General features: G+C 48.2%; 24 protein-coding genes. 14 read left to right on the top strand and 10 right to left on the bottom strand.

Translation table 11 applies throughout. The annotated features are described in order from the left end of the window. Positions 1–234 precede the first annotated feature (234 nt). Positions 235–1398: an acetyl-CoA C-acyltransferase FadA gene (gene fadA, locus CWC33_RS05450; RefSeq protein ID WP_100691114.1), complete on the bottom strand. Its 1164-nt coding sequence runs from the start codon at positions 1396–1398 to the stop codon at positions 235–237. A gap of 20 nt (positions 1399–1418) precedes the next feature. After that, entirely contained in the window at positions 1419–3575 is a 2157-nt protein-coding gene (gene fadB / locus CWC33_RS05445; protein ID WP_100691113.1) for a fatty acid oxidation complex subunit alpha FadB, read from the bottom strand. A gap of 135 nt (positions 3576–3710) precedes the next feature. On the opposite strand from fadB, the gene CWC33_RS05440 reads away from it, so the two are divergent. The 3 genes from CWC33_RS05440 to CWC33_RS05430 are packed head-to-tail and all read left to right on the top strand — an operon-like array spanning position 3711 to position 7660. Beyond that, a complete protein-coding gene (locus CWC33_RS05440) occupies positions 3711–5672 on the top strand; it encodes a transglycosylase SLT domain-containing protein (protein WP_100691112.1) in 1962 nt (653 codons plus the stop codon). 9 nt (positions 5673–5681) lie between these two features. Continuing rightward, positions 5682–7031 (top strand): Xaa-Pro dipeptidase, encoded by a 1350-nt coding sequence (gene pepQ / locus CWC33_RS05435; RefSeq protein WP_100691111.1) that lies wholly within the window; start codon positions 5682–5684, stop codon positions 7029–7031. 2 nt (positions 7032–7033) lie between these two features. Next, a complete protein-coding gene (locus CWC33_RS05430) occupies positions 7034–7660 on the top strand; it encodes a YigZ family protein (RefSeq protein WP_100691110.1) in 627 nt (208 codons plus the stop codon). Here the strand turns inward: CWC33_RS05430 and trkA are convergent. From trkA to def, 4 genes are read right to left on the bottom strand one after another with little or no spacing between them, the layout of a single operon-like run. After that, on the bottom strand, positions 7657–9033 hold the full coding sequence (trkA, locus tag CWC33_RS05425) for a Trk system potassium transporter TrkA (RefSeq protein WP_100691109.1): 1377 nt from the start codon (positions 9031–9033) through the stop codon (positions 7657–7659). The genes CWC33_RS05430 and trkA overlap by 4 nt on opposite strands. Continuing rightward, complete coding sequence (gene rsmB, locus CWC33_RS05420) at positions 9030–10358, bottom strand: 16S rRNA (cytosine(967)-C(5))-methyltransferase RsmB (protein WP_100691108.1); 1329 nt, start codon at positions 10356–10358, stop codon at positions 9030–9032. The genes trkA and rsmB overlap by 4 nt, the downstream gene beginning before the upstream one ends. Further along, on the bottom strand, positions 10355–11302 hold the full coding sequence (fmt, locus tag CWC33_RS05415) for a methionyl-tRNA formyltransferase (RefSeq protein WP_100691107.1): 948 nt from the start codon (positions 11300–11302) through the stop codon (positions 10355–10357). The genes rsmB and fmt overlap by 4 nt, the downstream gene beginning before the upstream one ends. Beyond that, positions 11302–11826 carry a peptide deformylase gene (gene def, locus CWC33_RS05410; protein WP_100691106.1) on the bottom strand — a complete coding sequence of 175 codons (525 nt, stop codon included), beginning with the start codon at positions 11824–11826 and terminating at the stop codon, positions 11302–11304. Before def ends, fmt begins: the two co-directional genes overlap by 1 nt. Before the next feature lie 63 nt (positions 11827–11889). Here def and dprA point away from each other — a divergent pair, with 63 nt between their 5' ends. From dprA to polA, 7 genes are all read left to right on the top strand, one after another. Then, complete coding sequence (gene dprA, locus CWC33_RS05405) at positions 11890–12927, top strand: DNA-processing protein DprA (protein WP_232709852.1); 1038 nt, start codon at positions 11890–11892, stop codon at positions 12925–12927. A 3-nt stretch (positions 12928–12930) separates the two neighbouring features. Further along, positions 12931–13404 carry a DUF494 family protein gene (locus CWC33_RS05400; RefSeq protein ID WP_058576479.1) on the top strand — a complete coding sequence of 158 codons (474 nt, stop codon included), beginning with the start codon at positions 12931–12933 and terminating at the stop codon, positions 13402–13404. Then, positions 13404–13916: a DNA topoisomerase family protein gene (locus tag CWC33_RS05395; protein WP_100691105.1), complete on the top strand. Its 513-nt coding sequence runs from the start codon at positions 13404–13406 to the stop codon at positions 13914–13916. The genes CWC33_RS05400 and CWC33_RS05395 overlap by 1 nt, the downstream gene beginning before the upstream one ends. Before the next feature lie 32 nt (positions 13917–13948). Continuing rightward, the gene (locus CWC33_RS05390) at positions 13949–14509 is read left to right on the top strand and encodes an L-threonylcarbamoyladenylate synthase (RefSeq protein WP_100691104.1); all 561 of its coding nucleotides are present in this window, start codon (positions 13949–13951) and stop codon (positions 14507–14509) included. Next, positions 14502–15419: an oxygen-dependent coproporphyrinogen oxidase gene (hemF, locus tag CWC33_RS05385; protein WP_100691103.1), complete on the top strand. Its 918-nt coding sequence runs from the start codon at positions 14502–14504 to the stop codon at positions 15417–15419. Before CWC33_RS05390 ends, hemF begins: the two co-directional genes overlap by 8 nt. Next, positions 15416–16249 (top strand): shikimate dehydrogenase, encoded by an 834-nt coding sequence (gene aroE / locus CWC33_RS05380; protein WP_100691102.1) that lies wholly within the window; start codon positions 15416–15418, stop codon positions 16247–16249. Before hemF ends, aroE begins: the two co-directional genes overlap by 4 nt. Positions 16250–16658: 409 nt before the next feature. Beyond that, positions 16659–19424 carry a DNA polymerase I gene (gene polA, locus CWC33_RS05375; protein ID WP_100691101.1) on the top strand — a complete coding sequence of 922 codons (2766 nt, stop codon included), beginning with the start codon at positions 16659–16661 and terminating at the stop codon, positions 19422–19424. Between the two features lie 121 nt (positions 19425–19545). Here the strand turns inward: polA and CWC33_RS05370 are convergent, their stop codons facing one another. Beyond that, the gene (locus CWC33_RS05370; RefSeq protein ID WP_100691100.1) at positions 19546–20490 is read right to left on the bottom strand and encodes a DMT family transporter; all 945 of its coding nucleotides are present in this window, start codon (positions 20488–20490) and stop codon (positions 19546–19548) included. After that, positions 20480–21091, bottom strand: a complete 612-nt coding sequence (gene yihA / locus CWC33_RS05365; protein ID WP_442906208.1) for a ribosome biogenesis GTP-binding protein YihA/YsxC — start codon at positions 21089–21091, stop codon at positions 20480–20482. Before yihA ends, CWC33_RS05370 begins: the two co-directional genes overlap by 11 nt. A 202-nt stretch (positions 21092–21293) precedes the next feature. On the opposite strand from yihA, the gene CWC33_RS05360 reads away from it, so the two are divergent. The 4 genes from CWC33_RS05360 to cysE all read left to right on the top strand — a co-directional run bounded on the left by CWC33_RS05360 (position 21294) and on the right by cysE (position 24245). Next, positions 21294–21920, top strand: a complete 627-nt coding sequence (locus CWC33_RS05360; protein WP_088769290.1) for a c-type cytochrome — start codon at positions 21294–21296, stop codon at positions 21918–21920. A 628-nt stretch (positions 21921–22548) separates the two neighbouring features. Beyond that, positions 22549–22965 carry a Der GTPase-activating protein YihI gene (gene yihI / locus CWC33_RS05350; protein WP_100691097.1) on the top strand — a complete coding sequence of 139 codons (417 nt, stop codon included), beginning with the start codon at positions 22549–22551 and terminating at the stop codon, positions 22963–22965. Then, positions 22965–23423, top strand: coding sequence for a DUF2489 domain-containing protein (locus CWC33_RS05345; protein WP_100691096.1), 459 nt, complete (start codon positions 22965–22967; stop codon positions 23421–23423). Before yihI ends, CWC33_RS05345 begins: the two co-directional genes overlap by 1 nt. 9 nt (positions 23424–23432) lie before the next feature. Then, the gene (gene cysE / locus CWC33_RS05340; protein WP_100691095.1) at positions 23433–24245 is read left to right on the top strand and encodes a serine O-acetyltransferase; all 813 of its coding nucleotides are present in this window, start codon (positions 23433–23435) and stop codon (positions 24243–24245) included. Here cysE and CWC33_RS05335 read toward each other — a convergent pair. Both CWC33_RS05335 and CWC33_RS05330 read right to left on the bottom strand, forming a co-directional pair. Then, positions 24242–25813: a methyl-accepting chemotaxis protein gene (locus CWC33_RS05335; protein WP_100691094.1), complete on the bottom strand. Its 1572-nt coding sequence runs from the start codon at positions 25811–25813 to the stop codon at positions 24242–24244. The two genes, cysE and CWC33_RS05335, sit on opposite strands and share 4 nt — an antisense overlap. Positions 25814–25992: 179 nt before the next feature. Beyond that, entirely contained in the window at positions 25993–26199 is a 207-nt protein-coding gene (locus tag CWC33_RS05330) for a cold-shock protein (protein WP_006954095.1), read from the bottom strand. Positions 26200–26270 lie beyond the last annotated feature (71 nt).

The following is a 26270-nucleotide window of genomic DNA, read 5'->3' as shown; positions in this document are numbered from 1 at the left end:
AACACTTTCGCGCTTAAGAGGTGAGGGGGAGAGGAGCCATTTGGCAGCTCCTCCTTTTATTTAACGCAGGGTACTCAGAAACACGCCGTGAACCCATCCCTGGGGGCTTGACTGCAGCCATCCATGGCTGCAGACAGTTTCTGAGTACCCTACGTCAATTAACAGCGGAGGAGCCACCAAATGGCTCCTCTACTGAGAGCGTCGTATTAAGCCGCCCTAACTTTGCTGTTTCTTTTAAACGCGTTCGAAGACAGTAGCAATACCCTGACCTAAACCAATACACATGGTTGCTAAGCCAAGTTTCGCGTCTTTCTCTTCCATCAGGTTGATCAGCGTCGTTGAGATACGTGCGCCGGAACAGCCTAACGGGTGACCCAATGCGATAGCACCGCCGTTCAGGTTCACTTTTTCTTCCATTTTGTCGAACAGCTTCAAGCCTTTGAGAACAGGCAATGACTGTGCGGCAAAGGCTTCGTTCAACTCAACAACGTCAATGTCGTCAATAGACACACCAGCACGTTTAAGTGCTTTCTCGGTTGCCGGTACTGGTCCGTAACCCATGATGGAAGGATCGCAGCCTGCAACAGCCATTGAACGGATTTTAACGCGTGGTTTGAGACCCAGTTCTTTGGCTTTGTCAGCAGACATAACCAACATGGCCGCAGCGCCGTCAGACAAGGCTGACGAGGTACCAGCGGTTACCGTACCGTTGGCAGGGTCAAACACTGGGCGAAGCTGTGACAGGCCTTCTGCGGTGGTTTCCGGACGAATCACTTCATCTTCAGTAACACGTACCAGTTCACCGTCGGCGTTGTGTCCGTTAATTGGATAAATCTCTTTCGCAAAACGGCCTTCCACGGTCGCTTCGTGCGCTTTCTTATGAGAGCGCGCGCCGAATTTGTCTTGTTGTTCACGGGTAATACCGAACTTGCGAGACAACAATTCAGCGGTCATACCCATGCTGCCTGACGCTTTTGCTACAGACTTATTCATGCCCGGGTGAAAGTCGATGCCGTGAGTCATGGGCACGTGACCCATGTGCTCAACACCACCGGCCATAAAGATTTCGCCGTCGCCATTCATAATAGCGCGTGCAGCGTCGTGCAGTGCTTGCATTGAAGAGCCACACAGACGGTTAACCGTAACGCCGGCTACTTTATGCGGAATACCTGCAATCAGTGCTGAGTTACGCGCAATGTTGAAACCTTGTTCTAAGGTTTGTTGCACACAACCCCAGTAAATGTCTTCCAACTCTTCAACGTCAACCTCAGGGTTACGCTCAAGTAAGCCCTTCATCAGCGCAGCTGAGAGGTCTTCGGCGCGAGTATGGCGGAAAACACCATTTTTTGAACGCCCCATTGGCGTACGAATACAATCTACAATGACGATGTCTTTCATTTTAATAACCTCCTCAAGCCTTACTTCGCGCTGGTTGTGTCAAAGTAAGATTTACCGGCTTTAGCCATTTCGCGCATGCCGTCAGTCACTTGGTAAATTTCGCCTAAGTGTGCGTATTTGTCAGCCAGTTGAATAAAGTTGTCGATACCCACTGTTTCCAGATAACGGAATGGACCGCCTCGGAATGGAGGGAAGCCTAAGCCGTAAAGTAATGCCATGTCTGCTTCGGCAGCAGAGCCGACAATGTCTTCTTCCAGACAGCGAACGACTTCGTTCACCATGGGGATCATGCAGCGAGCAATGACTTCGTCTGCGTCCAGCTTTTTGCCTTGCTCACAGCCAAGTAATTCGTAAGTCGCCGGATCCGCTTCTTTGGTTGGCTTACCTTTTTTGTCGGTACCGTATACGTAGAAGCCTTTACCGTTTTTCTGACCGTAACGTTCAGCGGCCGCCAGCTTAGCAATGGCGCTTGAAGTATCGCGTTTCATACGGGTTGGGAAGCCTTCTTCCATAACGACGGTGCAGTGGTCTGCGGTATCAATACCGACAACGTCACTTAAGTACGCAGGACCCATAGGCCAACCGAACTGTTTCTCCATCACTTTGTCGATACCGACAAAATCAACGCCGTCATCAACCATACCGGCAAAGCCTGCCAGGTAAGGGAAGAGTACGCGGTTTACCAGGAAGCCTGGGCAGTCGTTAACAACGATAGGTGTTTTGCCCAACTTCAAAGCGTAGGCAACTACCGCATTAACGGTTTCGTCTGAGGTTTTTTCGCCACGAATAATCTCAACCAATGGCATTTTATGTACCGGGTTGAAGAAGTGCATACCGCAGAACTTTTCAGGGCGTTTCAGGTTTTTAGCCAGTTCAGTAATCGAAATGGTTGAGGTGTTTGACGTTAAGATAGCGTCGTCACCAATGACACCTTCAATTTCAGCCAGCACCGACCCTTTCACTTTCGGATTCTCGACAACGGCTTCAACAACGATGTCGACGTCTTTGACTGCTTCATTCAGCAGGGTCGGAGTAATTGACGACAAGACTTTAATCATCTTCTCGTTATTTACTTTGCCGCGCTCAACGCCTTTTTTCAGGATCTTACCCGCTTCTTTCATGCCCAGATCCAGTGCGTCTTGCTTAATGTCTTTCATGACAGCAGGAACACCTTTAAGCGCTGACTGGTAAGCGATTCCGCCGCCCATAATGCCTGCACCTAATACACCGGCAGTTTTAATTTCTTTCGTTGCGGCTTTAGCGTATTTCTTCGACTTACCTTTTACGGCTTGATCTGCCAGGAAGATACCAACCTGTGCCTGACAAGCGTCAGTTTGGGTTAAGTCAAAGAACGCGTTATTTTCCGCTTTTAATGCGCCTTCGCGATGTTCACGAGCACCATTTTCAATGGCTTCTAATGCCTTGTGCGGCGCCGGGTAGTGTTTACCCGCTTTGGCCGCAATTAGACCTTTCGCGGTAACCAACGTCATCATTAATTCGGTGTCGTTCGCTTTTAATGGGTCTAATTTAGGCTGACGTTTTGCTTTCCAGTCTTGCTCACCGGCAGCGGCAGCTTTCGCTAAATTCAACGCCGCTTTTGTCAGGTTTTCTGGTTCAACAACCGCATCGACAGCACCCACTTTCAGCGCGTCTTCTGCTTTGTTGTTTTTACCGGTGGTAATCCATTCGAGTGCGTTGTCTGGACCAATCACTCGCGGTAGACGCATTGTGCCGCCGAAGCCAGGAATTAAGCCTAGTTTGACTTCTGGCAAGCCGATAGTGGCTGTCGTGTCCGCTACACGGTAGTCACAGGCTAATAGGGCTTCACAGCCGCCGCCTAATGCGAAACCTTTCACCGCACCCACGGTAGGTACCGGCAAATCTTCCAATTGGTCAAATACGCGTGATGCTTTTGCTACCCAGCTGCGGGTCTTTTCTTGATCAGAGAACAGTGTCAAGAACTCTGTAATGTCTGCACCGACAATAAAAGTCGATTTGCTACTGGTGACAATAACGCCACGCAGGTCATCTGCATTTTTAAGTTTTGTCAGCGCTTCGCTGAATTCTTCTAATGTTGCCTGGTCGAATTTATTAACCGAGCCTTTCGCATCAAATTGTAATTCTGCGAAACCTGGTTCGATAAAATCGACCCGAATGCTTTCACCTTGATAGATCATCTTGGGTCTCCCACGACTTCCATTAATTTGTTGCTGTAAAGAAACTGATTCTGTTATAGCTTTGGGTTAAGGTAGAGAGAGTTTGGCGCGAATACGCTAATTTTTCAACGGTTATTTAAACATGCGTTTGAATTAATGAAGAAGCAATCGTTTATCATTCGTTACAGTCGGCCTTTTATTCTCGCTTGTGCAATTGCTGCAGGCGGGATCTCGCATGCAGAGCCTGCGGTAACAGAAATCATGGGCTCAGAACAACGAGAGCAGCAGCGCGAGTTATTCAAAAAAGCGGAATATGCCGCCAAAAGAGGGCGCTTAAATGAATATCGGCAGTTACTTCAGGAATTAGACGGTTATCCGTTAAAACCTTACCTAGAGCTAACTCGGCTCGAGCAGGTGGGTTATTTGGCGAATGAAGACAGAGTGCTTCAGTTTTTAAAAACCTACGAAGGCACCCCTTTGGACTGGCAGTTACGCCAGCCCTGGCTCAGTTATTTGGCAAGTGAAGGTGAAAACAAGCGCTTTATTCGTGATTTCAGGCATCCAGGCACGCTGACGCATCGTTGCCAGTTTATTCATGCTCGCCGTGAAGAAGGGCTTGAAGATGGCCCGTTTAAGCGACAAGTCGACGCGATTTGGCAGCATGGGTTCTCTTTGCCTCAGGCTTGTGATCCCATCTTAAAAGAGTGGACAGAGCTGGGTGGGCGAACGGACGAGATGGTTTGGGAACGGTTGCGGTTGGCCGCCACCAGTGGCAACGCAACACTAATTCCTTACTTAACGGGACTGTTACCAGAACTCCAGCAATATTTAGGTGAGTTTTATCATAAAGTGCGCTATTCGCCCGCGGCATTAGAAGATTCAGGTTGGTTCAAAGGTCGTTATCCATCGCGTGAAGCTGAAATCGCTACCTTTGGTTTAAAAAAGTTGATTTGGCGGGACGAAAACATCGCTCTTAGAGCGTACGACAAGCTGAAAGACAGCCTCCCATTTAGCGAAGAGCAGTTGGCAGAGATTGCCGAAGAGTTTGCGGTGGCTCTTAGCTTGGACGACCACCCAGAAGCGCGAATATGGCATTCGCGGGTTCCACCGGAAGCCCTTAACGAACGAGTATTGCAGTGGCGACTGGCCGTTCATATAAAGGACAACGATTTTCAAGGTTTAAAAGCGGTTATCAACGCGTTGCCGATGGCCATAAAGCAGGGGAATCAGTGGCGCTACTGGTTAGCCAGGAGCGAAGAAAAGCTGGGGAATGACTTAGCGGCGCAACAGCTTTATGAAGACTTGTCTGATGAACGACATTACTATGGCTTTCTCTCCGCCGCTCGTTTACAAAAGCCAATCAGCTTAGAGCAGGAAAAGCTGGAAGTCAGCGTGGTTCAGCTTGAGCAGGTGCGAAGTCATCCCAGTGTCCAGCGAGCCTATGAATTTATTCAATTAGAGCGATGGGTGGACGCACGCCGCGAATGGAATCATTTACTGACACAGCTTGACGGTGAAGAGCAAAAAGTTGCTGCGTACTTAGCAAGTGAGTGGGGATGGCACGATCAGGCCATTTGGACACTCGCGCAAATTGGGCACTTTGACGCCGTGGGTATTCGCTTCCCGCTTGCGTATCAGGGAATTTTAAGTCGGGCGTCTCAAGCGGCAGGAATCGATGAAGAATGGGCTCTGGCTATTACGCGCCGAGAAAGTGCGTTTCGGCATGACGCTTACTCAAGTGCCGGCGCCCGCGGGCTCATGCAAATATTGCCGAGCACCGCCAAAAAACTTGATGGTAATTCGAATTGGCGTCGTCTTAATAACCCGTCGGTCAATGTGCGCTTGGGTACGTATTATTTAGGCCGTTTAAAACATCGCTTCGAGAATAACTGGCTGTTGGCCACTGCAAGCTATAATGCGGGCTATTACCGTGTTAGGGAGTGGTTGCCCGAAGAACCGATGGAAGCAGATGCATGGATTGAAACAATACCCTATTATGAAACCAGAGATTACGTCAAAGCGGTATTAAGTTATCAACAAATTTATCGAATGCTGGGTGGTAAAGAAGATAACTTATTTGAAGACGTGATAGACATGAAAATTGTTGGTTCAGAATAGGACGACTATATGATCGCATCGGCCGGTTTATGGCGGTTGTTTCAAAGCCACATTGATGATTTGCAAAAACGCGCAGAGCGTTTGTTAGAGCGCGAAAACTTAGAGTTATTGGCCATTCATTCGGGGCAGCAGAAGCGCTGGTTTCTGGATGACATGAATTATCCCTTCAGAGCTAACCCTCATTTCAAAGCCTGGTGCCCAGAAACACAATTGCCCAATGCTTGGGTAATTGTTCAGCCTAAGACGAAGCCGACATTGGTTCTGTTGGCAGCGGATGACTTTTGGCACACGGTCAAGTCGGTGGAGTCTGAAGATTGGACACGGGCGTTCCACGTGGAACACCTGAAAACGCCAGAGGCTATTGAAACCCTTTTACCTTATGACAAAAAGCACGCCGCTTATATCGGTGAACATATAGAGGTGGCTAAAGCGCTTGGTTTTGACAATATAAACCCCGACCCAGTTTTGCATTTTTTTCATTATCATCGATTATTTAAAACAGACTATGAGTTGGCGTGTCTGGAAGAAGCAAACGCGCTAGCGGCAAGAGGACATATTGCGGCAGCAGAGAGTTTCGCTGAAGGCGCCTCGGAGTTTGAGTGCCTGTTAAGCTATATGTCAGAAACCCGGCAGGGGCAGAATGAAGTACCTTACGGCCATATTATTGGGCAGAATGAAAACGCTAGCGTCCTGCATCACTGGCAGCTAGCTACCGCTAACAGAATCCCGTTGCGGTCAATGCTTGTGGATGCAGGGGCAGAAGTCTGTGGCTACGCGGCGGACATATCCCGCACCTGGTCGTATGAGCACAACGAATACGAAGAGCTTATTGCGGCGATTGATCAAATTACCTTAGCGCTGATAGATAAGCTAAAACCGGGCGTTAGCTTTCCGGACTTGCATACACTTGCTCATGAGCAAATCGCGAACCTATTATTTGCCTTCGGATTTGTCCGTTGCAGCCCTGATCAAATGGTTGAAGATGGCATCACTACAGTGTTTTTCCCGCATGGGCTAGGGCACCCGCTTGGCTTACAAGTCCATGATGTCGGTGCCGCCCAAGCCGACGAACGCGGCACGCCAATCCCTTCACCAAAAGGACAGCTAACGCTGCGGACAACTCGTACGGTTGAAGCGAGGCAGGTTTATACCATAGAGCCTGGTATTTACTTTATTGAGCCGATGCTTAATAAGTTGGCGTCTTCCAATAAAAAGCACCTGATAAACTGGAAACGCGTGGACGAATTTCGTCCTTACGGCGGTGTTCGTATTGAGGACAACATTGTTGTTTACCGAGAGAAAAATGATAACTTAACGCGCCGAACCGAGCTGAAAGACTTTAAATTGAAGGTGAACTGACGTTGTCGGGTGAGAATTATTTAATAGCCATAGAAGGCGCTGAAGCCGAAATTGAGGTGAAAGGTAGTCGATTTATTGCCTGCTTAAGTCCGACAAAAACATCGGAAGAAGCGTTGGACTTTAAAGAGACGATTAAAAAGCGCTACCCTAAAGCCAGTCACTATTGTACCGCGTCAGTGTTTGGTCACCCCGAGGACAGTCACGGTTATGCCTACAGCGATGACGGCGAGCCGTCAGGAACGGCTGGCAGGCCTATGTTGATGGCACTGTGTGACGTTGGTATAGGACAGGTAACGGCTGTAGTTGTCCGGTATTTCGGAGGGACAAAGCTAGGCACCGGAGGCCTTCAGAGAGCTTATAAAGACGCCGTGTATGAAGCGCTGCCCAATATAAAAGCGGAAACGCTCGTGTATAAACAGTCGTTCTCAATCCGCTTTGACTATACCGATCAAGGTGCCGTTGAGCAGCTTTTTGAACGCTATGATGCAGAAGTTCGGGAAGCAGAATACAGTGACATTATTGCTCAGGAAGTACGGCTAGAGCCTTCGAAAGTGAATGAATTGCAAGAAAAGCTACAGGCCGCCACACAAGGGCGAGTACAATTGCGCCCGTATGAACCCATCGACTAGAAGAACATGGCACTGGGCTGGAAGACTCTTTCTACCTGATCGATGTATTTTTTATCGAGCAAGAACAGAATAACGTGGTCGTCTGAGTGAATGATGGTTTCGCTGTGCGCCATTAATACTTCATTACCACGCACAATTGCGCCGATGGTGGTACCTGGTGGTAGTTTGATGTCTTTTATGGCTTTACCTACTACTTTTGAGGTGTCTTCGTCGCCGTGCGCAATAGCTTCAATCGCCTCAGCGGCTCCTTTTCGTAGTGAGTAAACGTTCACAATATCGCCACGACGGACGTGAGTCAGTAGCGCTGATACCGTTGCGCGTTGCGGAGAAATAGCAATATCGATTTCACCGCCCTGAACTAAGTCGACATAGGCACTGCGCTGAATAAGCACCATGGTTTTGCGAGCACCCATACGCTTAGCCAGCATGGCCGACATAATATTCGCTTCGTCGTCGTTGGTGACAGCAATAAATACATCTATATCTTCAACGTGCTCTTCTTCTAAAAGCTTCTGATCAGACGCATCGCCCCGGAATATAAGAGTATGCTCTAAACGCTGAGACAACTCTTCGGCTCGTGTCTCAGAACGCTCAATCAGCTTCACCCGGTGGTCATCTTCAAGCTGTTTTGCTAAGCCGGCACCAATATTACCGCCGCCAACAATCATAATCCGGCGATACTTGTCCTCAAGCTTCTGAAGCTCTTGCATTACCGTGCTAATGTGTCGAGTATCGGCAATAAAGAAAATTTCATCGTCCGCTTCAATCACTGTTGTGCCAGTTGGGCGAATGGGTTTGCCCTGACGGTAAATAGCGGCAACACGAGTGTCGATATTGGGAATATGCTCACGCAGAGTTGAAATAGCATGACCCACAAGTTTACCACCATAGTATGCTTTGACGGCGACAAGAGATGCTCGACCGCCGGCAAACTCCATAACCTGCAGGGCGCCGGGGTAGTCAATTAAACGTTTAATATAATTGGTAACAAGCTGCTCAGGTGAAATGATGTTATCGACCGGCGCATCCTGATTATGAAATAACTGGTCTTTGTAACGAATGTATTCCTCTGAGCGAATACGGGCAATTTTCTTTGGCGTATTAAAAATAGAGTAGGCGACCTGGCAGGCAATCATATTGGTTTCATCGCTACTGGTCACCGCAATGAGTAAGTCAGCATCGTCTGCACCTGCGCGTCGCAAAACGTCAGGATGTGCGCCGTTACCGGCCACGACACGTAAATCGTATTTGTCCTGTAAGTCGTCCAATAGGTCGGCGTTTGTGTCGACAATCGTAATATCGTTTTTTTCGCCGACTAAGTTTTCTGCCAGCGTACCGCCAACCTGACCAACACCCAATATGATTATTTTCATTGTGCTTTTTTAAGTCTCGCGTAAAAGAAGCCGTCGCCGTCAGCATCACCTGGCAAAATTTGAACCATGGTCTGATCCGGCTCTATGGGTATGAGAGTAGCATCGCTGTGCTGCTTTAGGAAAGTCTCTATCTGAGACTGATTCTCTACCCGCATCACTGAACAAGTTGCGTAAAGGAGTTCGCCCCCGGGAGTAAGCGTCTCCCATAATGCGTTCAGTATGTGGCCCTGAAGTTCGGCAAGCTCGGTGATATCACTTTGTCTACGCAGCCATTTGATGTCCGGGTGCCTACGAATTACGCCAGTCGCAGAACAGGGTGCATCTAATAATATGCGGTCAAAAGGCTTGCCGTCCCACCACTTTGACGGGTCGGCCGCATCCGCACAGTGAACCTCTGCCGAAAGCTGCTGGCGTGCTAAGTTCTCGTTGATGCGTTCTATTCGGTTTGCGTCAAGTTCGACAGCGTGAACCGGGCAGTCAAAAGAGTGCCTTTCCAATAAGTGTAAAAGTTTTCCGCCCGGCGCGGCACAGCAGTCGAGTACCCGGTGGCTGTTATCCACATTAAGATAGTCAGCGGCCAGTTGTGCCGAGCGATCTTGCACAGACACAGCGCCGTCATGAAAATGAGGTAATTTATCGACAGGGCATGGCGTTAGCAATTTAATCGCGTTACGTGCTTCCGTGTCTGGCACCGCGTCAATACCTTCGCTTTTCAGTTGCGCCATATAGTCATCGCGGGAGAACTGGCGCTCGTTAACGCGAAGCCACATCGGAGGGTGCTGGTTATTTTCCCTGAGAATTGATGCCGCTTTATCGCCGTGGTCAGTTTCAAACTGTTGTACTAACCAACGAGGGTGGTTGTGAGCGTTGTCCTCAGGTAAGTGGCGCTCAAAGTTCTCATCGGCGTCTGGCGCTTCGCGTAATAGCTGGCGCAAAACTCCGTTTATAAGCGCTTTGTTACTGCGCTTTTTCAACACAACGGCAGCTTCAACCGTTGCGCTCACTGCAGCGTGGTCTTTGATACGCTGACAATAGAGCTGGTACGCACCAACCAATAGCAGGTAGTGCAGAACTTTCAGTTTGCCTTTAAGTGGCTGTTGCAGCTTGGCGCCAACAAGCTTGTTTAACGTAGGAAGAACGCGCAACACGCCGTAGCTAATTGCACTCGCTAAACGTTTGTCCTGCGGGGAAAGCTTTGCGGTGGCGTTGGGCAGCGCAGTGGATAACGACTCGCCTTTTTCTAATACCTGGAAAAGCGCAGTCGCTGCAGCAGCTCGGCTCGTTGCACCTGATCCTTTGCTCTCACTTTTGTTTGACTCACTCATAATAGCTGTAAGCCTTCAGTAAAAACCTTGGCATAACCGTTAATGAGTGTTGCGGCTGGCTGAGGCTTTTTTCCTGGCATTTGTGCTTTCGTGATTCGTAAAACACCATCACCCGTGGCAACATCGATACCGTCGCTAGAGGTTTGTACAATAGTCCCCGGCGCTGCTTGGCTTGCACCCTGTGCAATTTCCGCTTCAATAACTTTTATGGTTTTTTGTTCACCCAATTGGCCGGACTCGCACCAGCTCACCGGCCAGGGGGTAAATGCCCGGGTACAACGCTCAATAAAGGCCGCAGACTCATTCCAGTCGATTTTTGCTTCCGCCTTAGTGAGTTTTTTGGCATACGTGGCTTGTTGGTCATTCTGAACCTGGGCTTTGGCGTGGTATGCGTCTAAGTTTTTCAGTGTCTGAATTAAAGCTTGCGGACCCAGTGCTTCAAGCTTTTTATACAACGACGCTGAGGTCTCATCAGGGTCAATTGCGCAGCGTTTTTCCAGCAGTACGGGACCGGTATCTAACCCCGCTTCCATTTGCATCACTGCAACGCCGGACTCAGTGTCGCCCGCCCATATCGCTCGCTGAATAGGCGCTGCGCCACGCCACCTTGGCAGCAGTGAGCCGTGCACGTTCACACAGCCCCGGGTTGGAATATCGAGCACAGACTGAGGCAATAATAAACCGTAAGCCACCACAACCATGACGTCTGGTTTTAATGCCTTTAGTTCTTCTTGCGCTGCTTCTGTTTTCAGCGACTCAGGCTGAAACACGGCTAACTGGTTAGCTTCAGCCAATTGCTTTACGGCACTGGGTTGTAGTTTTTTTCCACGTCCGGCAGGGCGGTCAGGCTGTGTGTAGACACCGACTACGTTAAAGTCGGCGTCTAAAAGATGCGACAAGTGCTGTGCCGCAAAATCAGGGGTTCCGGCAAAAACGATGCGCATTATTGGGCTTCCGACGCAAATTTTTCAGCTAAACGCTGCTCTTTTTCCAGTTTTTTGCGAATGCGCTCACGTTTTAGCGGGGACAGATAATCGACAAACAATTTGCCGTTTAAATGGTCTATTTCGTGTTGAATACAAATAGCCAGTAAGCCTTCTGCATTCAGTGAGAACTCTTCACCGTTTTTATCTAACGCTTTGACGGTAATGGTTTCGGCTCGTTCAACTTTGGCGTAAACCCCCGGGAACGACAGGCAGCCTTCGTCATTTTTAAAATGACCTTCGGCCTTGGTGATTTCCGGATTAATGAACACTAACGGCTCATTTTGATCTTCGCTGCAATCGGCGACGAATAAACGCTGATGCACATCCACCTGCGTTGCGGCCAGTCCGACACCTTGTTCGTCGTACATGGTTTCGAACATATCATCGATAACCGCACGAATAGTATCGTCTACTTTCGGAATTACTTGTGCGACTTTACGTAAACGTTCGTCGGGATATTTAAGAACTGTCATTTTTGCCATAGAAACCTCCAAAACTTCACCTACCCTATAGTTTACCTTAAATTGACCGGTGAAGGACAGGGCATGGATGCTGAGCACTTATGTTTATTAATGGGGGCGTCAAAGGCGCCAAACAAGGTACAGAAAGCCGCGAGAGAGAGCACTTCCATTACGGAGTTATCGGAACGATGGGGGCAATCGTTTAAACCGGTCAACCCTAAATGGATAAACGCAGCCAAAACATGGGCACAAACAGAGCGGCAGGGAGTTATTTCTTATTTTTGTGATGACTATCCGGAAGCTTTAAAGTCCATTCAAAATCCTCCGTGGTTGTTGTATTACCGGGGCCGCAAAGAACTACTGGGAGGTGTGAGTGTGGCTGTTGTTGGCAGTCGAAAAGCATCGCATAGTGGTTTGCAAATAACGGATTGGATAGCCAAAGATTTGGTTGCTGCAGGTATCGTCGTGGTGAGCGGTTTGGCGATGGGTATCGACGCGCAGGCGCATAAAACAGCCGCCGATAAAGGTAAAACCATTGCCGTATTGGGAACGGGTATTGATCAGTATTACCCGCGCAGAAATAAAACGCTGCAAGATTTCATTGCTCATCAGGGGCTGCTGATTTCTGAGTTTCCGCCAGGGCAGACAGCCAGAATTGATCACTTCCCCCGTCGTAACCGTATTATTAGTGGTATTAGTCAGGCCGTTGTGGTGGTAGAGGCAGCCCGAAAAAGTGGCTCGTTGTCGACCGCCATTCATGGTCTGAACGAAGGTCGAGAAGTGGGTGCGGTGCCGGGCTCCGTTTTAATGCCGGAGCATCAGGGGTGTCACTGGCTATTGCAGCAAGGCGCTAAGTTGATTAACACGCCTCAGGACATCCTCGATTGGTTTGATGTCAGTGCGGCTGGCTCTGTCGATGACAACCGACTGAACGGCGAGAATGAAAGCTTGGCAAACTGCCGTTTGTTCGCTAGTCTGAATTCAGAGCCACGAACAATTGATGACATGGTACAATTGTCCGGACTCGAGGTTGCTGAAGTCATGGAGAAGATAGTGTTATACGAATTAGATGGACTTGTGGCAGCCGTACCAGGCGGTTATATCAAAGTGGGGAGGCGCTAAATCATGTTTGATATCCTCATGTATTTATTTGAAAACTATATCCATTCTGAAATGGAAGTGGTGGTCGATCACGACGAGCTGACCAATGAATTAACGCGCGCTGGTTTCCGTGAACAGGAAATTCAAAAGGCGTTAGCGTGGTTAGAGCGCTTGGCCGACTTACAGGAATTAGAAACCAAATCTTATATTGATGCGTCCGCTACCCAAGCGACTCGCATTTATACAGCCGATGAAATGACTCGCCTGGACAGCCAGTGTCGTGGTTTTATCATGTATCTGGAAAATTTAGGCGTGTTGGACTTTGCCACGCGAGAGGTGGTTATTGACCGTGTCATGGAGCTGGAAACAACCCGCTTTACATTAGACGACCTGAAATGGGTTGTTTTGATGGTGTTGTTTAATGTGCCCGGGCAAGAAGCTGCTTACGACCAAATGGAAGGGCTTCTGTTCGAAGAAGCAGACGGACCCTTACATTAATGTCCGCTGATGAACGCTGCCCGCGTTGTCAGCGGCCGTTAGTTATAAAACACGTTGGCCATAACAGCTTTTTAGGTTGTACCGGCTACCCAGACTGCGATTACAAGCGTGGCTTAAGAGAACAGTTTGAAATAGAGCCTGAAAACTTAGGCGTTCCCTGTCCTGAGTGTGGCGAAGAACTGCAATTGAAAAGCGGTCGCTATGGCTTATTTGTCGGGTGCAGCAACTTCCCCGACTGTGAATTCGTTACTGAGCCTGATGCGGATAATGACGACACCATTCAATGCCCCGAGTGTAAAAAAGGTCAATTGCGACAAAAAACGTCCCGCCGAGGCACCGTGTTCTATGCCTGTGACCAGTACCCCACCTGCCAATTTACGGTGAATCAGCCGCCGGTGGATGAATCTTGTCCCAAGTGTGGTTTTGCATTGTTAGTGAAGCGCAAAACAGCCTCCGGTATGCGAAAAGTCTGTATACAAAAGCAATGCGACTATAAATCTGACACGCTATAATACCCCGCAACGATTTAACGAGAGAGTGTCTTATGTCTCACGACTGGGAAGCCGCGAAAGAAGCGGTAAAAACCGGGGTGATAGCGTACCCAACAGAAGCCGTTTTTGGGCTTGGCTGTGACCCGTCCAATGAAGTTGCTATTCAACGACTACTCAGCTTGAAGCAGCGCCCTGCAGAAAAAGGCGTTATTTTAATTGCCGCTGACTACAGCCAATTGCTGCCGTATGTTGATGACACGGCCATACCGCAGGATAAACGGTTTTCTGTGCTTTCGCACTGGCCGGGTCCTGTGACGCTTATTCTGCCGGCAAGGAAAACAACGTCGCGACTGCTGACTGGCGGACGAGATACCATTGCTGTGCGTGTTTCCGCCCACGAAGCAGTGCGGGAGTTATGCCGTGAGCTGGGTCATGCGCTGGTGTCCACCAGTGCCAACCTAACCGGCGAAGAGCCGGCACGTACCGCTGAAGAAGTTACGCAGCAGTTTGGTGACAAAGTCAGCTGGGTAATGGATGCTCCAACCGGCGGCGCTAAGAACCCGACTCGTATTATCGACCCATTTAGCAATAAGGTGCTTCGAGACGATGCATAGTAGCTATTTAACGCAAGTAAAAGACTACTTAATGGCACTGCAGGACAGTATTTGCCAGCAGTTAGAAGAGGCAGACGGTGCAGAAAGGTTTCAGGAAGACAGCTGGGACCGACCAGGCGGGGGCGGCGGGCGCTCTCGTATTTTAAAAAATGGTGCGGTTTTTGAGCAAGGCGGCGTCGGTTTCTCGCATGTGTATGGTGAAAAAATGCCTGCCTCTGCAACCGCGCACCGACCGGAACTGGAAGGTCGTGACTTTAATGCCTGCGGCGTGTCGTTGGTGTTGCACCCTAAAAACCCATTCGTACCAACCGTTCACATGAATGTGCGCTTTTTTATTGCCCAAAAGGAAGGGGAAGAGCCAGTTTGGTGGTTCGGAGGTGGCTTTGATTTAACGCCGTTTTATGCGTTTGAAGAAGACGTCGTTGGCTGGCATAAAACAGCGAAGCAGGCGTTAGACAGCGTTGATGAAGCGTTTTATCCGGAATACAAGCAATGGTGCGACGACTACTTTTTTTTAAAACACCGCAACGAAGCGCGCGGTGTGGGTGGCGTTTTTTTTGATGATTTGAATGACCGGCCATTCGAAGAATGCTTTTCGGTGATAAAGGCGGTGGGCGATGCCTTTACCCGGGCTTATTTGCCGATAGTCGAACGCCGTAAAGAGACCCCTTACACCGAGCAGCACCGAGACTTTCAGCTGTATCGACGTGGGCGTTATGTTGAGTTTAACCTGGTGTGGGACAGAGGAACCCTGTTTGGTCTGCAAACAGGTGGCCGTACCGAGTCCATTTTAATGTCGATGCCTCCGCTTGTGCGCTGGGAGTATAACTGGACGCCAGAGCCTGGTTCCCCCGAAGAGCTGCTAACGTCTTATTATTTGCAACCACGAGATTGGTTGGCAGAGCAATGACGAGTCCAGTGCGTTTGGGGGTTTTCGGGAACCCGGTGGCTCACAGTTTGTCACCAACCATTCATAGTTTATTTGCAGAGCTTCGCGATGAGCGTATTTTGTATGAGCGAATGCTAGCAACGCCGGCTCTTTTTCCAAAAGCAGTAGCGGAGTTTTTTCGAAATGGCGGATTGGGTGCGAATGTTACCTTGCCATTTAAAGAGCAAGCAGCACAACTGGCAAACATCTTAACGGATAGAGCCCGGGTTGCTGGCGCAGTAAACACGTTAATGAGAGTTGGCTCAGGCTTTGTTGTTGGAGACAACACCGACGGTGAAGGCTTAGTTAAAGATTTAAATAGCAAAGGCTTTCGTGTAAGTGGGCGCTCACTTGTTTTGTTAGGTGCAGGTGGCTCAGCTCGCGGCGTGTTACCTGCGTTACTGAGTTTGAGTCCGGCGAAAGTGTATTTGGTTAACCGAACGCTGGAGAAAGCCCAAGTTCTTAAGCAGTTGCTTGTCGACTTGAGTGTTCTCGATGCCGAGAATATTCAGGTTGTATCAAATGCCAACAGTATTAACGAACAGATTGGTGCAGTCGTAAATGCCACCAGCAGCAGTCTTCACAATATGGATATTCCGTTGCCGGGACGTTTTACTTACGACGCCTGGGGCTATGATTTAATGTACAGCGATACCCCCACTCATTTTCTGAAGCAACTGGAAAAGGCTGGCGTTAAAAACCGTGCCGATGGATTGGGAATGTTGATTGAGCAGGCGGCTTCCTCTTACCAATTATGGATGGGTGGAGAGCGGCCGAATACCACCTTTGTTATGTCCAAAATACGAGGCTGAACCCACTGATTTCTAAGTGATTTATAAAAAGTTTTATAAATCCGAAAAATTACCGAACAAAAGAATATAAAAAAATGGATTTTGGTAGTAGATCATCCCGAATTTTGTGGTAGTCTGTTTGACCGGTTTGGGAAAAGTTTTTTCAGTCTTACTGAAGACCAAATCAATAAGTTTCCACAGTGAAGCTTTAGCAATAAAAATAATAAGGTAAGCTAGGGTACCTGCCGTTTTAAACCCATCAATATCAATAAGTTAGCTATATTTAAAGACACGGGGAAACTTTGTTTTCTGACTGTGGAATAGATCGTTGTCAACAAACATATCAACAGCTTATGCACAGTCTGTTCAGTGGTGTGAAACCGCCAGATGTGGCATCCTATTAGGAAATGTTTAATCGGACACAAAACCTATGTCGGCAACCGTTCCTGAGAACCCTTTTATTCTTGTTGATGGCTCATCGTATTTATTCCGTGCGTTTCATGCGCCGCCACACTTAACTAACTCCAATGGTGAACCAACCGGCGCGATATATGGTGTGGTAAATATGCTTCGCAGCCTGTTAAAAAAATACCAGCCCTCGCACATGGCCGTTGTGTTTGATGCGAAAGGTAAAACCTTCCGAAGTGATATCTATGAGGAATACAAAGCGCACAGACCGCCAATGCCGGATGATCTTCGAAGCCAAATTGAGACACTCCACAGTATTGTTAAAGCAATGGGTCTGCCGCTATTGTGCATTGACGGTGTCGAGGCCGACGACGTTATTGGCACATTAGCGCAGCAAGCCGGCGATCAGGGCCGTTTTACGCTCATCAGTACGGGCGATAAAGACATGGCGCAGCTGGTGAATGATCACGTTATGCTGATAAACACCATGACCGATACACTCATGGATACTGAGGGTGTTGAGAAGAAGTTTGGTGTTAAACCTGAGCAAATTATTGATTACCTGGCACTCATGGGCGACAGCTCAGATAATATTCCTGGCCTGCCCAAGGTCGGTGAGAAGACGGCTCAGGCCATGCTTCAGGGCATACCCAGTATTGATGAAATTTACGACAATATCGACGCGGTAACGTCCCTATCATTCCGCGGTGCTAAGTCGATGCCGGACAAGCTTAGTGAGTACAAAGACCAGTTGCTGATGTCGCGTGAATTGGCCACTATCAAACTCGATGTTGAGTTGCCGATGCACCCGGATGATCTCCATATTCAACCAGCAGATGCGGAAAAATTAGCAGAGCTTTATGGTCAGTGTGAATTCCGCCGTTGGCTGGGAGAGCTTATGGAGCAGGGCGCTGCGACTGATCAAGCGCTGGGTGAAGAAAGCTCTGATAAGGTCAGTAGCGATATTTCCTCAAAGGGCTACCGAACGCTACAAACCGAAAAAGAGGTAGATGACTATCTCAATGGGCTTTCTGACGCGGATTTTGTGGCATTTGATACCGAAACCACTAGCTTGAATTATATGCAGGCTGAGTTAGTTGGCGTGTCATTAGCAACCGAGCCAGGTGAAGCGGTTTACATTCCGGTGGGGCATGATTATATGGACGCACCTGAACAGGTGGGCCGCGACTGGTTGCTGAAAAAGCTAAAACCGATTTTAGAGGGCGACAGCCCGAAAAAAGTGGGTCAGAACTTAAAATACGATGCGCATATTTTGCGTCGCTACGGCATTCGGTTGGGTGGCATTTTAAATGACACCATGCTGGCGTCTTATGTGTTTAATAGCGTGGGTACGCGCCACGACATGGACACTCTAAGCCTGCATTATTTAAACCATAAAACCATTAGCTTCGAAGACATTGCCGGTAAAGGTGCGAAGCAGCTGACCTTCAATCAAATTGAGCTTGAGAAAGCCGCCCCTTATGCCGCTGAAGACGCGGATATTACGTTGCGTCTGCATGAGGTGCTTTGGAAAAAAGTGGAGGAAACGGGCAGCGAGCTACAAAGTGTTTTAACCGATATTGAGGTGCCGCTTATTTCTGTGCTGTGCGATATGGAGCAGTACGGTGTGCGTATTGACGCTAATTTGCTGGGCAAGCAAAGCCAGGAAATTACCGAAAAGCTGGCTGAGCTTGAGAAAAAAGCGTTCGATATTGCCGGAGAAGAGTTTAATTTGGGTTCGACTAAGCAGCTACAGCGCATTTTCTTTGAAAAGCTGGAGCTTCCGGTCATTAAGAAAACCCCTAAAGGTGCCCCGTCAACGGCAGAAGAAGTGTTGCACGAGCTAGCGCATGATTACCCGCTGCCGGATGTGATATTGCAGCATCGAAGCTTGTCTAAGCTGAAATCAACCTACACTGACAAGTTGCCTAAAATGATAAACCCCGAAACGGGGCGAGTGCATACGTCGTATCAGCAAGCAGTTGCAGCAACTGGACGACTGTCATCGACGGATCCAAATCTGCAGAATATCCCGATTCGAACCGCAGAAGGGCGACGTGTTCGTCAGGCCTTTGTTCCGGAAGATGGCTATAAAATAGTGGCTATCGATTACAGTCAAATAGAGCTTCGGATTATGGCTCACTTGTCGCAAGACAAATCACTGCTGAACGCCTTTGCCGAAGGCCTGGATATTCACCGGGCAACAGCGGCAGAAGTTTTTGGATGCAAGACTGAAGAAGTCACGGACGAGCAGCGTCGACAAGCAAAGGCCGTAAACTTTGGGCTTATTTACGGTATGTCTGCGTTCGGTTTGGCACGTCAGCTGGGCATTGCTCGTAACGACGCTCAGCATTACATGGACAAATACTTTGAGCGCTTTCCCGGAGTCTTGAGATACATGGAAGACACCCGCAAGCAAGCGAAAGATCAAGGGTACGTTAAGACCTTATTTGGTCGTCGTTTGCCGTTGCCGGACATAAAAGCCAGTAATGGAGCGCGACGAAAAGGTGCTGAACGAGCGGCAATTAATGCGCCAATGCAGGGCACTGCGGCAGATATTATTAAAAAAGCGATGCTGCAGGTGGCCGACTGGATTACCAAAAATAACTGCCAGGACGATGTTCGTATGCTGATGCAGGTGCACGATGAGCTTGTTTTTGAAATAAAAGAAGCAAAACTGGACGACTACATTAAGAAGTTAACTGCGGTTATGGAAAATGCTGCACGCCTTGATGTGCCTTTGATTGCAGAAGCGGGCAAAGGAAAAAACTGGGATGAAGCACACTAGATTCAAAAAAAGCTGAACTTTTTTTGAGCACCCTAGTCAGATTAATTGAGGGAAATAATCCACCCTCAACAAATTGTTCTCCCTGGATTACTTTTTACCCGGCTCTCTTGAGCCGGGTTTTTTATGTTTCTTTCTGAGTTGCGGTGTTTTTGCTTTTATCCCGCGCAGGCATGCCAGCAAGCCCTGAACGACCTTTTCGGTTAGCAAACCAGACACCAACTAAAATGGCTGCCATGCCGATACCATGCTGAAACCAGAACGGTTCGCCGTCGAGTACACCCAGCAACACGGCAACAACTGGAATAAGGTAAGTGACTGAACTGGTAAATACCGTATTGGTTAGGCGAACGACGTGGTTAAAAATAACTAAGGCTCCGGCTGTACCAATAATGCCTAATACCAATACCGACACCAATGACAGCATGGCACCCGGTTGTTGAACTTGTGTCACAAACTCGGTACCCACAAACAGGTAGATGGTAGCTGGTACCGCCGCCATTAATAAGGAAATGCCGGTAATTGTCAGCGGCGCCAAATCGGTTATTTTGTGTTTTATCAGGTTGAGGTTAAGTCCGTAACAAACGGTTGCGGCCATGACTAGCAGTGCGTAGAGATTAAAATCCCAACCACCATTCGCTGAGGCCGTTATTAGTAACAGTGTACCGCCTAAACCAATGATAATACCGATAACCTGAGCGACTTTGGCCGACTGATGGAAAAATAGCGCGCCGATAACCAGTGTGGTGATGGGTGTTAATGCATTCAACACGCCGGTGACACCACTGGCGAGCTGCGTTTGTGCAATGGCAAACATGAAAGCCGGTATGAAGCTGCCGACCAATCCAACACTGGCTAGCTTCAACCAGTGTTTACGAGTAATTTTATTCAGACGTTTTGCTATAAAGGGCGCTAATACAATACCTGCAGAGCTAATTCTTAAAGCGCCCACTTCCATGGGACCAAATGCGATAAGGCCCTTTTTAATCAACAGAAATGAGCTCCCCCAAATAAGGGAAAGTAACCCCAATAACAACCAAGCGCTGAGTGGGTGTTGATTATCCGTCATCTTGGCTGCCAAACCACTCGTTGAGTTTGTTTTCAAGTTGCTCTACGCCAATGCGTTTTAAAGAGGAAAAGGCTTCAACTTGAACATCACCATTAAATGCAATGGCTGCCTGCCTGGCCTGTAAAACCGTCGATTTGCGCGCACCTTGCTTTAGCTTGTCTGCTTTGGTCAGCAAAGCAAGCACAGGAATACCGCAGTCGGCTGCCCAGTAGATAAGCTCTTGGTCCGTTTCGCGGAACGGATGGCGAATATCCATAAGTACCACAATGCCTTTTAAGCTGTCGCGTTTTTGCAAGTATTCAGCCAACGCCTTTTGCCACTTTTCTTTAACTGCCATAGGCACTTTCGCGAAACCATAACCGGGTAAGTCGATGAGTCGCTCGCCGCTGTCGAGTTCAAATACGTTAATTAACTGTGTACGGCCGGGGGTCTTACTGGTTCTGGCCAAAGCTTTTTGCCGTGTTAACGTGTTTAGCGCACTTGATTTACCGGCGTTAGAGCGCCCGGCGAAAGCAATTTCAATTCCCGTATCAGGCGGCAATTTAGTAATGTCTGGTGCGCTGGTGACAAAGCTAGCGCTTGCATAGTTCAGAGGTTTCATTGACACAGATAGGGTCGCTTATTGGTTAAAAAAATCTAAAACAGACCCCATTATGAATGATCTCAGCACGTCAGCCAACGACGAATTCCAGATAGATTAGCTATTAATCATTTAATCCACACAAGTTTTGTGTAAAATAGCAACCTGTTTAAGGTGATTTGTTGGGGCGCGTGGCGCCATCCAGAACAGAAGAGAAGCAAACATGAAAAAATTCGCAATCTTATTGGGACTTTTCTTCGGTACCACGGGTATCGCATTAGCGCAAAGTGGCGATGCCGAAGCTGGTAAAGAGAAATCACAGGTATGTGCGGCTTGTCATGGGCCCAATGGTGAATCTCCAACCGATATGTACCCGCACTTAGCCGGTCAACACGAAAAGTATTTGTATAAGCAGTTGATGGACTTTAAGCGCGCCTCTGAAACAGGCGGTGAAGAAGGCCGGAACAACCCGATTATGATGGGACAAGTAGCAAGCTTATCTGAACAAGACATGGCGGATCTGGCTGCATTCTATGCATCGCAAGACGAGCCAAAAGGCGAAACACCTAAAGAATTAATTGCAAAGGGCGAAGATTTCTTCCGCCGCGGTAATCCCGAAACCAATATTCCATCATGTGCAGCTTGTCATGGTCCGCGTGGTAATGGCATGGGCTTAGCGGCATTTCCTGACATTTCAGGTCAGCATGCAGCCTACACGGAGTCTCAGTTGAAAATGTTCCGCAGCGGTGAGCGTGCAAATGATCCAAATGGCATGATGCGAGGCGTTGCTGAGAAAATGACAGACGAAGAAATTGAACTCATGTCGAAGTTTTTGAGCGGTTTGTACTAATCGTTAGCCAAAATAGAGTCAATTTGAAAGAAAGCGGCTTGATGCCGCTTTTTTTATAACTAAGCGCATAAAAAGTCAGTGATTTTTTTGTTTTGTTATCAAAAAGTAATAAAAAAGTTGTTTTTTAGATCAAGAAAGTTGTTGAATTAATATTTGGTTCAAGTATTGTTAACAACGCTCGAGGACGGTCTAGCCTGACAAAAACAAAAATAATTGGCTTGTAGCCCTTGAGAAAATAATAAAAAGACTGTAAAAATACAGCTAACTCGATACAAAAAAATAACAAGAGGTCGAGGCGATTATCGAAAAGTTAGATTTCCGTTTTATAAACAGTCATCTCATTTATCGATAATCCAGGGAGTAAATAGCCGAGAGGCTTGCGGTTGCTCCATTTAATAATAACAACAATAAAAAGCAGGTTACGGAAGACCGCAATAACAACTCGGAAGCAGTGACAACCATTCTCATAGTAGCAGTGCGCTGCCCATCTTATGAGAAAGCAGGCGATGGAAACATCGCCTTTTTTCTTTTCTGCCCTCATTATTATTCCAACAATGACGTTTTACGCATTCTTGCGTTACAATACCCCTATATCTTTACTTTAAAGTTTTCCTAACCAGGAGCGACAATGACTCGCCGAAAGAAAACACGTAAAACAGGTCCTTTGGCGCCCTCGAAGCAGCCAAAAGACAAGCGCCCAAGTGAAACAAGCACTAAAGGTAAAAAGAAAGGGAAAGGTCTGCGACCGGGCCAGCGCCATCTTGAGAGTCAAAAAGCAGCAGTGACTCAAAGCAAAAGTACGGATGAGAAAGATCCTCGTGTTGGTAGCCGCCGTAAAATAGAACTTGTGATGACGCCTGAGCAGGAGTTGCAGCAGCTGCAAAACGATGAGCGTCTACAAACTTTGGCTGAACGCTTTGAAGAAGGGGAAACCTTGAGTGCGGAAGACCAGCGCTATTTGGATGAAAAGTCAGAGCGTTACGAAACACTTATCAGCAAGCTGGGTTACGAGCTTGATGACGACTGGGATGATGAGGAGTACTAATGTCCAGTGAACTACTTTGGGTAATAGCCATAGTTGGGCTCGTGATTATTATCGGGCTTGGATGGTATGCGGCAACGCTAATGTTACGACTACGTGGTCAGAATAATATACGTAAAGCGGCCGTCCAAAAGCGTGTTGATAGAATTGACGAGAGTATTATTACGATAGCTAAGGCAATGCAACAAGAGCAGTGTCCTTTGTCTGAAGGGTGTTTACGAATCGTTGTGCTGCTCGATCATCGGCCTGAGGCGGTCAAATATGACTACTCGCAGGACTATCCGGCTATGCATGACATGTACGACAAAATTAAACACATGCCGACGCATGAAAACCGCAAAAAGTTTCCTAAGAAAAAGATTCGTGAGCTGGATGATGAGCGCGAAGGATACGAGAAGAGTATGCGCGACATTATCCTTGCCGACGTCGATAAGCTATTGAAGAATTTTCCCGCCGCCTGAGGAGGCCGCATGGCGTTTTTTAAAGGAATGAAAGAAGATATCGCCAGTGTATTCGACCGTGACCCGGCTGCTCGCAATACCATGGAAGTACTGTTCCATTATCCTGGGCTGCACGCCATTTGGTTTCATCGTATAAGCCACAAACTGTGGACATGGAAGCTATATTGGCTAGCTCGTTTTCTTTCAAACGTTGCGCGTTGGCTGACCGGTGTTGAGATACATCCTGGCGCTAAAATAGGGCGTCGCTTTTTCATCGACCACGGCATGGGCGTTGTGATTGGTGAAACAGCGGAAATAGGTGACGACGTTACTTTGTATCACGGCGTCACGTTAGGCGGCACCAGCTGGCATAAAGGCAAAAGACATCCAACGTTGAAAGACGGCGTTGTTATTGGTGCCGGAGCAAAAGTTTTAGGGCCTTTAACGGTTGGGCATCAGGCTAGAATTGGCTCGAACGCGGTTGTTGTTCGGGATGTACCTGAATTAACAACGGTTGTCGGTATTCCCGCACGTGTGGCGAAGTCGGGTATCGATAAAGAAACCAGTGAACGTCGCGAAAAAATGGCGCGAGAGTATGGTTTTGATGCGTATGCGATTTCGGCGGATAACCCTGATCCTGTCGCGACAGCGATAGGCCGTATGTTGGACCACGTCCAAGTATTAGACAATAAAGTATCGGATTTATGCCAGGCAGTGAATAAGCTTGGTGGTGATGTGTGTGGCGAAATTCCGGAAGTTGACGTCGATGACGTGGACTTTTTAGAGGAAACTGAGCGCGCCGCTGAGCGACGCACTCATCACAAAGAGCCGGATAACTCTTAAGACTTCAGGTCAAAGCGCTCAATAAGAGAGTACAACTGCTTAATGGTCGATTGCAGCTCTGTACTCGAACTTTGAGTCTGCTCTGACGTTGCCTGAGTTGAACGAGCGGTGTCAGCAATAGAGGTGATTTGCTCGCTAATATGCTCTGCAACGCCGCTTTGCTCTTCAACGGCCGACGCCATTTGTGTGGACATATCCGAAATTTCTTCGATAGCCGTCGATATTTCGCCTAATGCTGTATCGGCTTCTCTGACCTTATTAACACCCTCTGCCGCAGCCTCTTCACCTTTGTTCGATACAGAAACCGCGTTACCCGCCTTATCACGCAGTTGTTGAATGACCTGGTGAATGCTGTCTGTTGACTGAGTTGTGCGTTGCGCCAGGTTACGTACTTCGTCTGCCACTACTGAGAACCCGCGACCGTGTTCACCGGCGCGCGCTGCCTCTATGGCTGCGTTAAGAGCCAGTAGATTGGTTTGGTCGGCAATCGATGAAATTAAATCGGCTGCTTCGCCTATGGCTCCGGTCGACTGATCGAGTTCATGAACCGTTTGAGCAATTTCCTTAACCGCATCGTGCAAGCTGACTATAACATCACTCGCTTGGCGCGCGAGCTGAACACTATTTTCAACATTAGCCCGGGCCGATTCCGCTTGCTGAGCGTTACGCTCTACCGTATCAGCCACTTCTTGGATCGCTGACGACATTTCATTCATAGCTGTTGCGGTTTGTTCGGTCGATGCTGTTTGCCTGTCTATTTGCGCCTTACTGTCGGCTGCTTGTTGGTGAGTGTCATCAGCTATCGCTAAAAGCCCTGAAACTGCGTCTTTCATGCGGCTAAGGGCGGTTCTGTTTCGTGCCCCTTCACTCAATAACTGCATTGCCAATTTTGCTTCTCGGCCCTGCATATCGAAATAGGTCATTCCAACCAGCTCAGAGTCGAAGGCTTCGGGACGCAGGTTGAGTAACCCTTGCAGCATACGACCAATATAAGCGCCATAGGCAAAGGTGGTTAGTGCGGTAGCCGCCAGCGTGATAAGCGCGGGCACGGGCTGACCCATTAGTGCGATGACCGCACTGGCCGCAATGCCCGGAATCACAACCGGCATGAGGTCTTTGCAGCCAAGCCATAAACGCTGTGTTAGAGGTAGGGCATGTTTGTCGGCATTTAAGCGATCGTAAATAGCTTGAGCGCGTTTTTTACGCTGCTCGGATGCGGCAACGCGAACGGACTCAAAGCCTTTAGGTTTTCCGTCTTCCATAATAGGCGTGACATACGCACTGACCCAGTAGTGGTCGCCATTTTTACAACGGTTTTTGACCAAACCCATCCAGGGCTTGCCGCGCTTAATGGTTTTCCACATTTGCTCGAAAACGCCAGCCGGCATATCGGGGTGACGAAGAATATTGTGGGGAGAGCCAATTAATTCTGCGCGAGTATAGCCACTGACATTGACGAAATCTTCGTTGCAGTGGGTGATAATACCCTTGAGATCTGTCGACGAAATGAGTCGATAGTGATCGGGAAAGCGGTTTTCCTTGCCGGTGACCGGACCAATGTTTTTCATAACAGCCTTTTTGAAAAAGTTTGATTAACATCAATGTTAGTAAGGTTATCGTATTTTTGAAGGGAAAGTTTAGGAATAACGCAAATAAAGTAACTGGAAGCATAAAAAAACGCCGCTTAAAAAAGCGGCGTTTCGAAATTCTTTAAAACGCTTAATGCACTATGTGCACTAAGAGTTCCTTACATAGGAACTACGTTTTCAGCTTGAGGACCTTTAGGACCTTGAGCAACGGTGAAAGAAACTTGCTGGCCTTCAGCCAAAGTTTTGAAACCGTCTGCTTGGATAGCGCTGAAATGTACGAATACGTCTGCGCCGTTTTCTTGCTCGATGAAACCGAAGCCTTTTGCTTCGTTAAAGAATTTTACTTTACCAGTAGTAGTAGACATGCTGATATTTCCTCGTAGTGCATGTTAAAAACAAAAATGCTCAAAAAACTTGGTATTACTTGGACTTACAA

This window comes from Idiomarina sp. X4 (assembly GCF_002808045.1).
In the GTDB taxonomy this organism is placed as follows: Bacteria; Pseudomonadota; Gammaproteobacteria; order Enterobacterales; family Alteromonadaceae; genus Idiomarina.
Note: the sequence above shows the minus strand (reverse complement) of the source record. Positions and strands in the feature narration are given on the sequence as shown.

Excerpts from the sequence above, each read along its gene's own strand:
- fadA (WP_100691114.1), bottom strand. The coding sequence starts at position 1,398 with ATGAAAGACATCGTCATTGTAGATTGTATTCGTACGCCAATGGGGCGT.
- fadB (WP_100691113.1), bottom strand. The coding sequence starts at position 3,575 with ATGATCTATCAAGGTGAAAGCATTCGGGTCGATTTTATCGAACCAGGT.
- CWC33_RS05440 (WP_100691112.1), top strand. The coding sequence starts at position 3,711 with ATGAAGAAGCAATCGTTTATCATTCGTTACAGTCGGCCTTTTATTCTC.
- pepQ (WP_100691111.1), top strand. The coding sequence starts at position 5,682 with ATGATCGCATCGGCCGGTTTATGGCGGTTGTTTCAAAGCCACATTGAT.
- trkA (WP_100691109.1), bottom strand. The coding sequence starts at position 9,033 with ATGAAAATAATCATATTGGGTGTTGGTCAGGTTGGCGGTACGCTGGCA.
- rsmB (WP_100691108.1), bottom strand. The coding sequence starts at position 10,358 with ATGAGTGAGTCAAACAAAAGTGAGAGCAAAGGATCAGGTGCAACGAGC.
- fmt (WP_100691107.1), bottom strand. The coding sequence starts at position 11,302 with ATGCGCATCGTTTTTGCCGGAACCCCTGATTTTGCGGCACAGCACTTG.
- def (WP_100691106.1), bottom strand. The coding sequence starts at position 11,826 with ATGGCAAAAATGACAGTTCTTAAATATCCCGACGAACGTTTACGTAAA.
- dprA (WP_232709852.1), top strand. The coding sequence starts at position 11,890 with ATGGATGCTGAGCACTTATGTTTATTAATGGGGGCGTCAAAGGCGCCA.
- CWC33_RS05400 (WP_058576479.1), top strand. The coding sequence starts at position 12,931 with ATGTTTGATATCCTCATGTATTTATTTGAAAACTATATCCATTCTGAA.
- CWC33_RS05395 (WP_100691105.1), top strand. The coding sequence starts at position 13,404 with ATGTCCGCTGATGAACGCTGCCCGCGTTGTCAGCGGCCGTTAGTTATA.
- CWC33_RS05390 (WP_100691104.1), top strand. The coding sequence starts at position 13,949 with ATGTCTCACGACTGGGAAGCCGCGAAAGAAGCGGTAAAAACCGGGGTG.
- hemF (WP_100691103.1), top strand. The coding sequence starts at position 14,502 with ATGCATAGTAGCTATTTAACGCAAGTAAAAGACTACTTAATGGCACTG.
- aroE (WP_100691102.1), top strand. The coding sequence starts at position 15,416 with ATGACGAGTCCAGTGCGTTTGGGGGTTTTCGGGAACCCGGTGGCTCAC.
- polA (WP_100691101.1), top strand. The coding sequence starts at position 16,659 with ATGTCGGCAACCGTTCCTGAGAACCCTTTTATTCTTGTTGATGGCTCA.
- CWC33_RS05370 (WP_100691100.1), bottom strand. The coding sequence starts at position 20,490 with ATGACGGATAATCAACACCCACTCAGCGCTTGGTTGTTATTGGGGTTA.
- yihA (WP_442906208.1), bottom strand. The coding sequence starts at position 21,091 with ATGAAACCTCTGAACTATGCAAGCGCTAGCTTTGTCACCAGCGCACCA.
- CWC33_RS05360 (WP_088769290.1), top strand. The coding sequence starts at position 21,294 with ATGAAAAAATTCGCAATCTTATTGGGACTTTTCTTCGGTACCACGGGT.
- yihI (WP_100691097.1), top strand. The coding sequence starts at position 22,549 with ATGACTCGCCGAAAGAAAACACGTAAAACAGGTCCTTTGGCGCCCTCG.
- CWC33_RS05345 (WP_100691096.1), top strand. The coding sequence starts at position 22,965 with ATGTCCAGTGAACTACTTTGGGTAATAGCCATAGTTGGGCTCGTGATT.
- cysE (WP_100691095.1), top strand. The coding sequence starts at position 23,433 with ATGGCGTTTTTTAAAGGAATGAAAGAAGATATCGCCAGTGTATTCGAC.
- CWC33_RS05335 (WP_100691094.1), bottom strand. The coding sequence starts at position 25,813 with ATGAAAAACATTGGTCCGGTCACCGGCAAGGAAAACCGCTTTCCCGAT.
- CWC33_RS05330 (WP_006954095.1), bottom strand. The coding sequence starts at position 26,199 with ATGTCTACTACTACTGGTAAAGTAAAATTCTTTAACGAAGCAAAAGGC.